Origin of the sequence: Pseudomonas sp. Fl5BN2 (assembly GCF_009908205.1) — a bacterium.
Lineage (GTDB): Bacteria > Pseudomonadota > Gammaproteobacteria > Pseudomonadales > Pseudomonadaceae > Aquipseudomonas.
The window spans coordinates 238,973-251,746 of the sequence record NZ_JAAARL010000003.1; the positions used below are offsets into that span (position 1 = coordinate 238,973).

The 12,774-nt window shown below is 61.1% G+C and carries 9 protein-coding genes; 3 read left to right on the plus strand and 6 right to left on the minus strand.

Annotation, left to right across the window (positions count from 1 at the left end):
- Window positions 1-194: 194 nt before the first annotated feature.
- Complete coding sequence (locus GV819_RS05585) at window positions 195-1,778, plus strand: amidohydrolase (protein WP_161754288.1); 1,584 nt, start codon at window positions 195-197, stop codon at window positions 1,776-1,778.
- A 512-nt stretch (window positions 1,779-2,290) separates the two neighbouring features.
- On the opposite strand, the gene GV819_RS05590 is transcribed toward GV819_RS05585, so the two are convergent.
- The 6 genes from GV819_RS05590 to GV819_RS05615 form a co-directional block, all read right to left on the minus strand.
- Window positions 2,291-3,922 carry a BBE domain-containing protein gene (locus GV819_RS05590; RefSeq protein ID WP_161754290.1) on the minus strand — a complete coding sequence of 544 codons (1,632 nt, stop codon included), beginning with the start codon at window positions 3,920-3,922 and terminating at the stop codon, window positions 2,291-2,293.
- 275 nt (window positions 3,923-4,197) lie between these two features.
- Window positions 4,198-5,409, minus strand: a complete 1,212-nt coding sequence (locus tag GV819_RS05595) for a methyltransferase (protein ID WP_161754292.1) — start codon at window positions 5,407-5,409, stop codon at window positions 4,198-4,200.
- A gap of 49 nt (window positions 5,410-5,458) precedes the next feature.
- Window positions 5,459-6,148 carry an ABC transporter permease gene (locus GV819_RS05600; RefSeq protein ID WP_161754294.1) on the minus strand — a complete coding sequence of 230 codons (690 nt, stop codon included), beginning with the start codon at window positions 6,146-6,148 and terminating at the stop codon, window positions 5,459-5,461.
- Complete coding sequence (locus GV819_RS05605; protein WP_161754296.1) at window positions 6,149-6,841, minus strand: ABC transporter permease; 693 nt, start codon at window positions 6,839-6,841, stop codon at window positions 6,149-6,151.
- Between the two features lie 60 nt (window positions 6,842-6,901).
- Window positions 6,902-7,654, minus strand: a complete 753-nt coding sequence (locus GV819_RS05610) for an ABC transporter substrate-binding protein (protein WP_161754298.1) — start codon at window positions 7,652-7,654, stop codon at window positions 6,902-6,904.
- Between the two features lie 13 nt (window positions 7,655-7,667).
- Window positions 7,668-8,441, minus strand: coding sequence for an ABC transporter ATP-binding protein (locus tag GV819_RS05615; protein WP_161754300.1), 774 nt, complete (start codon window positions 8,439-8,441; stop codon window positions 7,668-7,670).
- Between the two features lie 554 nt (window positions 8,442-8,995).
- Here GV819_RS05615 and gabP point away from each other — a divergent pair.
- Window positions 8,996-10,387: a GABA permease gene (gene gabP / locus GV819_RS05620; protein ID WP_161754302.1), complete on the plus strand. Its 1,392-nt coding sequence runs from the start codon at window positions 8,996-8,998 to the stop codon at window positions 10,385-10,387.
- A 187-nt stretch (window positions 10,388-10,574) separates the two neighbouring features.
- Window positions 10,575-12,617: a DKNYY domain-containing protein gene (locus tag GV819_RS05625; RefSeq protein WP_161754304.1), complete on the plus strand. Its 2,043-nt coding sequence runs from the start codon at window positions 10,575-10,577 to the stop codon at window positions 12,615-12,617.
- Window positions 12,618-12,774: the final 157 nt, after the last annotated feature.

The following is a 12,774-nucleotide window of genomic DNA, read 5'->3' on the forward strand; positions in this document are numbered from 1 at the left end:
GGTCAATTTTCTTTGACATTAGTGGCGAAAAAATTCGATTGATGTAAACCACGATTCACCAATACTGAGCCTCGATCCGGCCCGCAGCCGACCGGACCATTCCCATAACAACAACAGGTTCCGCAGGCTCGGAGCTGGCGCTGAGGCGTCCTGGTGCCGGCCGGCGGGAACCTGGATAAACAGGAGTGCCGCGGATGTCCCGCTACAAAGAATTCGCTCTCGATTGGGTTGAACGCCACCGCCAGCAACTGTCGGACTGGCACCAGATCATCTGGCATTACGCTGAACCGGCGTTCCGTGAATACAAGTCCTGCGCCTGGTATGTCCAGTTGCTGGAGGCTGAGGGGTTCACCGTCGAGCGCGCCAGTGGTGGCATGCCTACAGCCTTTTGCGCGACCTTCACCCAGGGCCAGGGGCCGGTACTGGCCACCTACGGCGAGTACGACGCGGTGCCCGGTAACTGCCAGGCGGCGACCACCCGCAAGCAACCGCGGGACGGCCTGTCGCGCTTCGCTCCGGGGCACACCGATCCGCACTCGGCCCTGGGCATCAGTGCCCTGGGCGGCGCCTTGGCGGCGAAGGCGACCATGGTCGAATTCGGCCTTCAGGGCAGCATCAGGTTTTTCGGCGAGCCGGCGGAAAAACTCCGCGCCTCCAAGCCGGTGCACGCGGCCAAGGGCTACTACGACGACCTGGACGCGGCCATCAGCTTCCACCCCACCTACATGCTGCCGCTGAACAACACCACCACCTGGGATACCCACTGCGGCATCGCCTACGCCTACATCTACAGCTTCACCTGCGAGGATCCGCAGAACTGGATCGCCGCCGATCGCTACAGCCCCATTCCGCAGAATCACTTGGCAGCCCGGGCCCCGGGGGCCAACGATGCCCTGGTGCATTTCTACACCCTCAACGAAAGCCTGCGCCGCTCGACCCTGCCGTTCACCGGCCTGTGGAGCTACAACGAGGCGATCCTCACCGCCGGCCAGGCCACGGCGGACAACCTGCCGCCGCACTTGTCACAGATCCAGTACCTGTTGCGTTGCGACTCCATCGAACAGGCCGAGACCATCTCCCAGGTGATGGACAACAACGCTGCGGCGGCCGCCATGGCCACCGGCTGCCAGTGGAAAAAGACCTGGGTGTGCAAATCCCGGGGCGGCTTGGCGAACCACGTGATGGCCCAGGCCACCTACGACAACCTGGCGGCAGTAGGTGCCCCGCAGTGGGATGAAGAGGCCCGGGAAATTGCTCGCGAGATCCAGCGCAACCTGGGACTTGAGGCCATGGACAGGCCTTTCCTGCCGGCCACTGAAACCCTGATCGAACCCCAGGAATGCGAACGGCAAATGCGCCTGCAAATGCCGGCCTGGCAGAATTACCTGACCTCCGACGACTACCCGGAATACACCTGGCACTGCCCCACCGTGCGCCTGTTGGTGGCCCGGCCGATGCTCAGCGCACCGCCAGGCACGGTCTATCCGGACTGGGTATCCAACGCCCTGGGGGGGATTCGCCAGACCATCGACCCGATGATCGAGGTCGCCGCCAAGACCATCGCCGCCACCCTGGTGGACCTGCTGACTGACGAGGTACTGCTCGGCGCGGCCAAGGCCGAGTTCGTCGAGCGCACCGGCGGTGGCATCGGTGGTACCCGCTGGCAGGCGCCGCTGCTGCCGGTGGACTTTCAGGTACCCCACGATTTCCGCTGGCCGGAGTACATCAGCACGGCGCGGGGGGAAGAGTGGTGGATTCCGGCAAGGACCGATGAGTAGGCGCCAGCACCAGGCCTGAGGTCGGCCTAATGCACTTGAGCGAGGGGCGTTATGCCTGTTCGCTCAGGTGCTTATGCACAATGGATGGGTTGCCAGGGCCGGGAACTGTTGGATTTGTAGAGCCGTTCTCATCTTTATGCAACTGGCTGTTTTTTCGGGATTTTATTTTATGAACAAAAAATGACCAGCTTATGATTGGCCCGCAAAACCTTGCATTCGCGGGCTTTGTCAGGATTCCATCAACAGACTTATCCACAGGTCGCGACAGGCTGTCGCAGAGGCACGCAGCACACTCATCCAGCGAATGGCGCACGGCTACCGGGAGAGCGATTTTCTTCCATGAAGAGCAGGAGCGCATTGCCCGGTCAGCCGTGAAGAACCATAAAAAGGCCTGAGGCTGACAAGGCATCAGTCTCAGGCCTCAATAACGGCTTGCCTGGTCGGGCCTTTTGTTCGCGAGGCTCAACCGGGCACGCTGTGGTCATGCCACTGTGTTGTGTCCAGGCCAGAACCTACTCGGCCTTCGTGGCCGGGATGGACATTTCATTACGAAATAGGTTGTTTGGGTCAATTGAGGCTTTCAGGTTGGACAGTTTGTTGATGAGCTCTGTATTCCAGCCGTAGTACAAGTTCAACCAGTCGGGGTCTACAGCACCCGTATCGGTGTACTTCATGTCGATGTCGGGGTAGTTGATGTAGCAGCCGTCGTAGGCGGGTCTTTTCGGCTTGCCGCCATGTACGGCATTGAAGATATTTCGAATCCAGGTTATTTGCACCGCGTCATCGGCAGCATTAGTCCAGTACGTCTGGTATTGGGCTTTAAGCAGTGAGCTTCTTTGAGGAACAGCGGTTGTTCCCATACCATTTTTATTGATGGCTCCGCCGTAGGAGTCAATCTGTACCAGCGACTGGCTGAAGCGTTTGTCTGGCGTAGCTTCGGTCAAGTGAGTCAGCAAAGCGTTGCAGGCTTGCTCGGAAAATTGTTCGACCTGATAGTCCGACTTGTATTTACCCCGCTGATTGTTGCCCGAGCCGTTAATCATTTGAGTGACGTATAGCCAATCCATCGCAATATGTTCTTCAACCGCGCCCCTGAACTTCCTGCCGGCCTGAGGGTGTCTGAGCGGGGCAATGTTAGGTGCAATGAAACCGTCATGGAGGGTTGGCGTTATGCCCGCGGCGGCATTCATCTTGCTGATGAAGTCGTTGAGCGGTATATCGTTCGCGCCGCCGACCAGGCCATTTGGACCAGTGTATTGGATCGCCAGCACCACATGGTCGGAGGTATCCACGTGGTTCAGTTTCAGCAGGGTGAACAATCCACCATTGCCAATGCCTTCCACCGGGCTGGTTGCGGCGGCGTCGTTATCCGAGAACCATTGCCAATAGGCTCGCAGGAAGTTCGAGAAGTTGGGAATCAGCTCTTTCCACGGGTAGGCCAGGGGAATCCAGTAGGCTTTTTGCGGGGCCTGGGGGAGTTGGTCGAAGTAGTAGCCGATGATGAGGCCGAAGTTGCCACCGCCGGCCCCGCAACAGGCGGTAAACAATGCCTTGTCGTGGTTCGATGGACTGTCAGCGCGAACATGCCGGAATTCCAGTTGCCGCGAATTTTTCACAGGTACAAGAATGTCGACGCCGGTGACCCAGTCCACGGTCAATCCCTGTAGGCGCGATAACAACCCATAACCGCCACCGCTGATGTGCCCGCCCACACCGACTGAGTAACATGAACCGCCAGGAATCGTGCGCCCGGCCTGCTTATACAGCGACAAGTAGCCGTCCCAGTTCTGATTGCCCGTTAATGCCATGAATCGATACTTCTTGTTCTGGCTATCCCAGGGGGAAGTGATGGATTGGCTTTCATCGTACTTCAGGCCTTTCATTTCACCGATGTCGATAATCGCCAGGCTTTCGGTCTCGCCGGTTAACTTGTTGGAAACAAAGCCTTCATAGCAGTGGCCGCCACTGCGCACTGTGATTCGATAGCCATCACTCAGTGCGGCATTGGCTGCCGCCAGAGCTTCATCAGGTGTTGTGCACACATAAATCCGGTTGGCGCCCTGTTCGATAGTTGGAGGCCAACGCAAGTTGAAACCCTTTTGCAGGGTTTGGTAGGTAGGTGCCTGATGGTCTATGACGTTCATGGTTAACTCCCTGTAGGTGATGCTGAACTTGGGGACTTCCTGTCGAAAAATGACCGCTTTCGTTGCGCCAGACCTGTTGCTTGAGTGCTTCTAGTGTCCTGCGCGCCTTAGAGACTAGTAGCTGTAATGAGCTTGGTTTTTTCTTTCTTGAGGTTGCGCAATATCCCCCGGCTCAATAGGCGATTTTCAATAGATCGTGGAGGTCCGACGTGCGTCTGTGAGGTCACTGGATACAGTGGGTATGCACAACGAGCTGGAGCTGGAGCAGCGGCAGGTTACGAGCGTTCTGCCAGCAGCAGCAGGTTGCGTGGGGTCAAGGGGGCCTCGCAGAAGGTTCCGAGGCGCACGGCATAGCCCTGCTCTTGCAGGAACAGCGCGCGGTCGAGCACCAGCCACAATTCCAGGGGGCGGCGGAACAGGCCGCGCAGCAGTTCCAGGTTGCGCACCTGGGCCAGGCGCTGCCAGCCGGCGGCTTCGAGGGCGGCCCAGTCCTGGCAATCGACTGTGGATAACTCCTTGAGCCCGGCGAGGTCGCGGCAGTAGTCGGCGAAGGGTTTGTCCAGCCAGTGGCTGGGCAGGGAGGGCGTCGGCAGGTATTCGTCGATGCCGCGCACTTGCCGTTGCAGCAGATCGAATGCCAGGCGCCGGGCCATGGAAGTATCGCGCTGGCGCCGGACCCGGGCGCCGGCCGTGACGGTTTCGCTCAGTGCCAAGCCCAGGTCGTCCCGGTGCAGGCGCAGCGCCGAAGTTTGTCCTGCTGTGGATAACCCCGAGTACTGGCTGCTTTGCGTGCGGTTGTAGCAGCACGGGGCGATGGCCAGCTGACGGCAGCCCTGGAGGCTGGCCAGTTGCATCAGCCGCACATGCAGGTCGCCGCAGGCGTGCAGGGCCACCGGGGTGTGCCGGGCGTCGAGTTGCCGGGCGGCGTCGGCGGCCAGTACATCCTGCTGCAGGTGCTGGGCAGGCAGGCAGTGGTGCAGGCTCAGTTGCTCGCCACTGGCCACCAGCACCGGGTCGTATTCCAGGCAGGTCAGCTGTTGCCCGGGTTGCAGCAGGCGCCGTCCCAGGTGGCCTTTACCCGAACACCAGTCGAGCCAGTGCCCGGGTGCCTGGTTGAATTGCAGGCTGGCGGCGAAGGCTTCGATCTGCTGCCATTTGCGCCCCGGGACGTCGACGCTGAGGCGCTGGCGCAGGGGTGGCAATGCCTGGCCAGGCAATTCAGCCACGGCAGACAGGGCCAGGGATTGAGCGGCCAGTTCGCCGAAGGGTGCGGGTGCCTGGAATTGTTCCGGATGGTTGTGTGCCGCTTCGGCGTCTTCCAGGGAGCGCTGGCGCAGGCACTGCGCCAGTTCGGGATGAGCGGTTTCCCAAGGCAGTTGCAGATGGTTGAACGGACGCGGGCGCCAGAGCGCCTGGTGCTCCAGCAAAAAAATGTCCAGGGCCTGGAAGCGGCTGAGGAGCGCAGGGCCTTGGAGAGTCGCAGGCATGGTCATGGCGTCCGGGGCAAGCCCGCTCCCTGGTGGGAGCGGGAGAGGATCAGCGTCCCTGGCAGGCGTCGACCCGCAGCCAGCGTTCCAGTTGCCGGAAGACCTGAACCAGGACGAAGGACATCACCAGGTAGAACACCCCGGCGGTGAAGAACATGTCCACGGTCAGGTAGTTGCGGGCAATGATGGTGCGCGCCATGCCGGTCAGTTCGAGCATGGTCACGGTGCTGGCCAGGGAGCTGGCCTTGAGCATCAGGATCACTTCGTTGCTGTAGGCCGGCAGGCCGATCCGCGCCGCCCGGGGCAGGATGATGTAGAACAGGGTCTTGGGCTTGGACATGCCCAGGGCCCGTGCGGCTTCGATCTCACCCGGTGGAATGGCCTGGATCGCGCCCCGCAGGATCTCGGCGATATAGGCCGCGGTGTGCAGGGTCATGGTCGCCACGGCGCACCAGAACGGATCGCGCAGATAGGGCCACAGGGCGCTCTCGCGCACCGCGTCGAACTGCGCCAGGCCGTAGTAGACCAGGAACAGTTGCACCAGCAGCGGGGTCCCGCGGAAGAAGAAAATGTAGCCGTACGGCAGGGCACGCACGTACCACAACTTCGACGAACGGGCGATGCCCAGGGGAATCGCCAGCAGCAGCCCCAGGGTCACGGCCAGGCCCACCAGTTCCAGGGTCAGCGTGGCGCCCTGGATGAACTTCGGCAGCCATTTGTAGATGACTTCCCATTCCATTTACGTGGTCCTCACAAAGCCGCGCGCTGCGCGTTTTTCCAGATAGTGCAGGCCGGTCATGGAGATGATCGTCAGGCCCAGGTACATCACCGCTGCCACCATGTAGAAGGTGAACGGCTGCTTGGACACGGTCACTGCGATCTGCGCGTGGCGCATGATTTCTTCCAGGCCGATCACCGACACCAGCGCGGTGTCCTTCATCAGGATCATGAACAGGTTGCCCAGGCCGGGCAGGGCGATGCGCCACATCTGCGGCAGGATCAGCCGAATGAAAATCCGCGGCCGCGACAGGCCGAGGGCGACACCGGCTTCTCGGTGGCCCTTGGGGATCGCCAGGATCGCACCACGGAACACCTCGGTGGCGTAGGCGCCAAAGCACAGGCCGAGGGCGATGACCCCGGCGGCGAAGGCGTTGAGTTCAAGTTCGGGGTTGCCGAAGAACTCGCCCAAGGCCCGCATCAGGTTGACCGTGCCGTAGTAGATCAGCAGCACCCAGAGCAGCTCGGGCACGCCACGGACGATGGTCGAATAGGTTTCGCCAAGCCAGCGCAGGGGCTTGTGCGAGGAAGTCTTGGCCAGTGCGCCGAGCAGGCCGAGCACCAATCCCAGGCACATGGCCAGGAGGGCCAGTTTGACGGTCATCAGCGCGCCGACAGCAAGCGCCGGGCCGAATCCGTGAAGGTCGATAGTCATGGGGAGGCCAGGTGTTGCCCGGCCGGCGCCCGGGGGGCGGGCGCGGCCGAGCGAGTCAGATCAATAGATGTTGAACGGGAAGTACTTGTCGTTGATCTTCTTGTAGGTGCCGTCAGCGACGATTTCTTTCAGCGCGGCATTGAGCTTCGCACGGATCGGATCACCCTTGCGCACGGCGATGCCGATCTTGTCGCTTTCTTCCACAGGCTCGCCCTTGAACTCGTAAGGCTTGCCGGCTTCGCTCTTGAGCCACTCATAGTTGACGTACTTGTCGGCCAGGATTGCGTCCAGGCGGCCGGACGTCAGGTCCAGGTAAGCGTTTTCCTGGGTGTCATAGAGCTTGATGGTGATGTCATCGCCCATCTGGTCTTCCAGCCAGGTGCCGGACAGGGTGGCGCGTTGGGCACCGATGACCTTGCCCTTGAGGTAGGCCTTGTCGGTCTTGAAGTCGGCTTTGCTTTTCGGCGCGATGAACTGCAGCTTGTTCGAATAGTAGGGGTCGGTGAAGTCCACCGCCTGCTTGCGCTCGTCGGTGATCGACATCGAGGAGATCAGGAAGTCGAACTTCTTCGCGTTCAGGGCCGGGATGATGCCGTCCCAGTCAGAGGTGACCACGCTGCATTCGACTTTCATCTTGGCGCACAGGGCGTCGCCGATGTCTTTGTCGAAGCCCACGACCTGGCCGCTGGCATCCTTGTTATTGAACGGCGGGTAGGCTGCTTCGATGCCCATCTTCAGGGTCTCGGCGGCAGCGCTGGCGCTGAAGGCCAGGGTGACGGCAGCGGCCAGGAGGATTTTCTTATAGCTCTGCATGCGTGTAGCTCCGTTAGCGGTTGCTGGACATGAATTGTTTGCAGCGCGCCGAAAGCGGGTTTTCGAAGACCTGCTGTGGCGATCCCTGCTCTTCTATGAGGCCCTGGTGAAGGAACACCACTTCACTGGAAACCTGACGGGCAAAGCTCATTTCATGGGTGACCAGCAGCATGGTACGGCCTTCTTCGGCCAGGGCGCGGATCACATTGAGGACTTCCTGGACCATTTCCGGGTCCAGCGCCGAAGTCGGCTCGTCGAACAGGATGACTTTGGGCTGCATCGCCAGGGTCCGGGCGATGGCCGCACGTTGCTGCTGGCCGCCGGACAACTGGGAAGGGTAGGCATGGCGCTTGTCGGAGATACCGACCTTGGCCAGCAGTGCCTCGGCCACTTCGGTGGCCTCGGCTTTGCTCTGGCCCAGCACTCGGCGTGGAGCCTCGATGATGTTGTCGAGCACGCTCATGTGGGGCCAGAGATTGAAATTCTGGAAGACGAAACCGATTTCGCTGCGCATGCGGTTGATCTGCTTGCCGTCGGCGGCCACCAGCTCACCGTTTTTCGCGGGTTTGAGCTTGAGCTCTTCACCGGCTACCAGGATCTGGCCCTGGTGCGGGTTTTCCAGCAGGTTGATGCAGCGCAGGAAAGTGGACTTGCCGGAGCCGGAGGAACCCAGGATCGATATCACGTCACCGTCGCGAGCGGTCAGCGAGATACCTTTGAGTACCTCCTGAGTGCCGTAGCGTTTGTGCAAGTTGCGGATTTCAAGCGCGGGCGTGGCCTCAGCCATGTGCGGTCCTCATTGAGTTCAGTGTGCTCCTGCTGTTGGCGGCCTTCCTGGCGAGGCGCCAAGCTAGCATAGGGTTCAAAGCGCAGCCAACAGCGCTACCGGCGGTAAACAGGCGGTGTGTGGCAGGTTGTCGCATCAGCACAGAAGACTGTCGCCCCATCAACAACCGAACGCCTGTTTTAACCCTGGATCCGGCGGGTGTCGCGTAAAAAAAGGCGCGATGGTGCCAGCTTTGGCCGGGTGTTGGAAGGGTTAACGGGTCAAAGGCCATGGTTCTGCACTCTATTTGCACATCCCTTACTTTTTGGGTGTGTTTTTGGTGCACTGTTTCGTCCTACAAAGTGAGTCGGCCAGTAACGATCTGGCGAAATGCCATTAATCTCAATGACTTGAGATTTCCGTTGGTCGGTTCGCCAGCCCGCGGAGTCCGGGAGCCTGTAACATTTTGGCGCAATTCTTGCGTACGAAATAAAGAACGCCCTGTTGGATTCTTTTTACGAGAACGAATGCAGACCGGGTGGAGTGACTCTTTTTTCGTTGCAAAGGTGCTTTTCATGAGCGGTACGCAACTCTCCAATGACCTCGAACAGGGGCTCAAACCACGGCATGTGACCATGCTGTCGATTGCCGGCGTGATCGGTGCGGGTCTCTTCGTCGGCTCCGGCCACGCCATTGCCGAGGCCGGCCCGGCCGTCCTGCTGGCCTACGCGGCCGCCGGTACCCTGGTAGTGCTGGTGATGCGCATGCTGGCGGAGATGGCCGTAGCCTCGCCGGACACCGGGTCGTTCTCGACCTACGCCGATCGCGCCATCGGCCACTGGGCCGGTTTCACCATCGGTTGGCTGTACTGGTGGTTCTGGGTGTTGGTGATCCCGTTGGAGGCCAACGCCGCGGCAACCATCCTCCACGCCTGGTTCCCCAACGTGGCGATCTGGGCCTTCACCCTGGTGATCACTCTGCTGCTGACCGCCACCAACCTGTTCAGCGTGAAGCACTACGGCGAGTTCGAGTTCTGGTTCGCCTTGATCAAGGTGGTGGCCATTATCGGTTTCGTGATTCTCGGTCTGGCGGCGATCTTCGGCTTCCTGCCCAACAGCCAGGTCAGCGGCGTCGCGCATCTGGTGGATACCCAGGGCTTCATGCCCAACGGCATGGGAGCCGTGTTGGCAGCGATGCTGACCACCATGTTCTCTTTCATGGGCACCGAGATTGTCACCATTGCGGCGGCGGAATCGAAGAACCCGGGCCAGCAGATCTCCAAGGCCACCAATTCGGTGATCTGGCGTATCGGCTTGTTCTACCTGGTGTCGATCTTCATTGTCGTGGCCCTGGTGCCGTGGAACGACCCGAGCCTGGCCCAGGTCGGCTCCTACCAGACCGTGCTTGATCGCATGGGTATCCCCAACGCCAAGCTGATCGTTGACCTGGTGGTGCTGGTGGCCGTGACCAGTTGCCTGAACTCGGCGCTCTACACCGCCTCGCGCATGCTCTTCTCCCTGGGCAAGCGCGGCGATGCTCCGGCCGCAGCCAAGCGCACCAACGCCAGTGGCACCCCTTACTGGGCGGTGATCCTGTCCACTGCTGCGGCGTTCCTTGCGGTGTTCGCCAACTACGTAGCGCCGGCTGCAGTGTTCGAGTTCCTGCTGGCCAGTTCCGGTGCCATCGCCTTGCTGGTGTACCTGGTGATCGCGGTTTCGCAACTGCGCATGCGCCAGAAGCGCATGGCCGCCGGTGAGAAGATCGCTTTTCGCATGTGGCTGTTCCCCGGCCTGACCTACGCGGTGATTGTGTTCATCGTCGCGATCCTGAGCATCATGCTGTTCCAGGAAGAGCACCGGGTGGAGATCCTCGCCACCGGCTTGCTGAGCGTGGTGGTGATTGTCGCCGGCCTGCTAGTGGCACGGCGGCGCAAGGCTGAACGCAGGGGAGCACTGGTTCTGAACTGACGGTTCGACCCATTGCTACCGAAAAGGCCGCTGTCAGTGATGACCGCGGCCTTTTTCATCCCCGGATCAAACCCGGCGCCTGGCCCCGTGGCGCGTCTGGGGTTCCCCGCTGGTGGGGCTGCCGGTGGCTTTACTGACTGTGGACTCCTGCTGATAATCCGCCACTCGGTCAGCTTGGGAGGTTGCGATGAAGCATCTGGATATGGACTCTGCCGAGTGGGAAATACTCGACCTTGAATGGCATCAAGGGTTTGCCTTCATGGACGCTGCGCTGCTGGTGGACGCGTGTGCGCGGGACGTCTACCTGATGCTCCAGCTCGACGGGCAGGCGCCCTCTGAGCAGGCGCGCCAGGCGGCGGCCCAGCACTTTCCGGTTTCCCCCCTGGTGCCTGGCGAACCGCTCTGGCGGCATCGGACCCAGCGGCAACTGCTGCGGGATGCCCGGGTTGATTACTATGGGTTGCCCCGCTACTTCGAGCGTTATGGCTACTACCCTTTGCAGGCGTTGCCGATGCGCGTGTGCCGAAGGCTGCAGAGCCTGGGTCATGACCATTGGCGCGACCATGAGCGCGCCTATTTCTGCCACGACTATGGGTTCAATGTGATCGAGGGCGTGCGTCATGAACGCCTGGCGCTCCTGCAGCCGGTAGCGGACAGCTGGCCTTCGGCCGCGGTGCTGTTCAGCGACGGGGCCAAGGTCTTTCTCGGCGGGCGAGCGATCGCCAGTGCGGCGGATCAGGTGCGTGGCACCAACCACCCGGCTTATCAGGTGATCAACGGCCAGGTCTGTCGGGGCGGTACACCGTTGCACCAGAAGGACGGATCGGTGTTGCCCATCATCAATCCGGACGGCTTTCAGATGCTGGCCCGGCGCTGGGGCACGGACGGGCATTCGGTAATCGTCCAGGCGCAGCAGGGCTCAAAAACGACCTACGAATACTTCTACCGCATCGATAAGGTCGACCTGACGACCTTCAGTGTGCTCAACGAACGCTACGCCAAGGATGCCCAGCGGGCCTACTACCTGACTGGCAAGACCGTGCGTTTTGTCGGCGACTTTCGCCTGCTGAACCGCTGTCAGCCGTTGTTCGATGCCGGTGGCCGAGTGCTGGGCCATAGTGCAAGCCCGGACCAGTACTTTGCCGTGGACGACCAGTTCGTCTACTGCGCTGGCACCCGCTTGCGGGGAGCCCACGGCCCGAGCTTCCGCCACCTGGGGTTCGACTACTACGCCGATGAGCATCGCGCCTACCTGCGCAACAAACCGCTGGAGCTGGATGTGCAGAGCTTTGTGGTCGCCCAGCTCAATCGCGGTGAGTACGAGTATTCGCCGGTGCTGGTGGGCGACAGGCATGGCCCCCTGGGCTCGGGTGGGGTGATTGACCAGGGGATGCTGCAAGAGTGGGCAGCGTTCTTCGAGGCCCATCCACAGTTGCAGGATTACTGGTGGCACCGCCTGCAGGCGCGACCTGAGCCGGTGCCTGAGCCGCAACCCCTGCGGGCCATTGGCCTGGGCTTTGAGCTGGGGCGTCAGGTGCACTTCCATGGCCGCGTGATCAATGGCCTGGATGCAGCCAGCTTCAAGCTGCTGGACACCCATCTGTGCGGCGATGCCAATGGCTTGTACCTGATCCCTTTCCACAATGCCCAGACGGATGTGCCCGAGCGTTTCTCCTCGGCTCCTGTCGAGCATTACCGCGCCCTGGGCGGGCCCTACCTGACGGATGGCCAGACGCTGTTCTGCCACACGATTTTCTACCTGGTGCCTGAGCCGATGGGCAAGGCGGATCTGGCCAGCTTCGAGTCCTGTGGGTATGGCTGGGGTAGGGACAAGGGTGCGGTGTATTACTACCGCGAGAGCAAAAAACGCCTCGACCCGGCTCACACCCGTTTCATGGGCAACTACGCCTTCTGCGCGACACAGATGTTCTCTGCCGGCAAACCGCTGGAGGTGGCGTTCAGCCCGGAAGAGGTGAGGGTGCCGCATCCGGACTTTTTGCAGTTGGGCACGCGCAAGCTGTTCTGTGGCCGGCGGCCGCTGAGTGCCAAGCGCATCGACCTGGCGAGCTTGGAGTTTCTCGGCGCGCGCCATGCCCGGGACAAGCAGCGGTTCTACCAGTACGACGGCTACGCGACTCTCACCGAAGTCAGTGCGGAGCAGTACCGCCAGGCGCTGGTCAAGGAACTTGAGCAGCAACCGGAGGCCGGTGCCGAGGGTGTGACCTTCTGAAGGACAAAAGGCCGTTGTCAGCATTTACAGCGGCCTTTCTACTGGGTTTGCGACGCGTTGGAGGGCGTTTCATGGACAGCCCCCCAGACGAAATAGTAGCCTGCGCATTCTTCGATAAGAGCTCTTGCGTGGCAACGTGAGAGGAGCCGGGGAATGG

What these genes read in the sequence shown, in the direction of transcription:
- GV819_RS05585 (WP_161754288.1), top strand. Translation starts at nt 195, where the DNA reads ATGTCCCGCTACAAAGAATTCGCTCTCGATTGGGTTGAACGCCACCGC.
- GV819_RS05590 (WP_161754290.1), bottom strand. Translation starts at nt 3,922, where the DNA reads ATGAACGTCATAGACCATCAGGCACCTACCTACCAAACCCTGCAAAAG.
- GV819_RS05595 (WP_161754292.1), bottom strand. Translation starts at nt 5,409, where the DNA reads ATGCCTGCGACTCTCCAAGGCCCTGCGCTCCTCAGCCGCTTCCAGGCC.
- GV819_RS05600 (WP_161754294.1), bottom strand. Translation starts at nt 6,148, where the DNA reads ATGGAATGGGAAGTCATCTACAAATGGCTGCCGAAGTTCATCCAGGGC.
- GV819_RS05605 (WP_161754296.1), bottom strand. Translation starts at nt 6,841, where the DNA reads ATGACTATCGACCTTCACGGATTCGGCCCGGCGCTTGCTGTCGGCGCG.
- GV819_RS05610 (WP_161754298.1), bottom strand. Translation starts at nt 7,654, where the DNA reads ATGCAGAGCTATAAGAAAATCCTCCTGGCCGCTGCCGTCACCCTGGCC.
- GV819_RS05615 (WP_161754300.1), bottom strand. Translation starts at nt 8,441, where the DNA reads ATGGCTGAGGCCACGCCCGCGCTTGAAATCCGCAACTTGCACAAACGC.
- gabP (WP_161754302.1), top strand. Translation starts at nt 8,996, where the DNA reads ATGAGCGGTACGCAACTCTCCAATGACCTCGAACAGGGGCTCAAACCA.
- GV819_RS05625 (WP_161754304.1), top strand. Translation starts at nt 10,575, where the DNA reads ATGAAGCATCTGGATATGGACTCTGCCGAGTGGGAAATACTCGACCTT.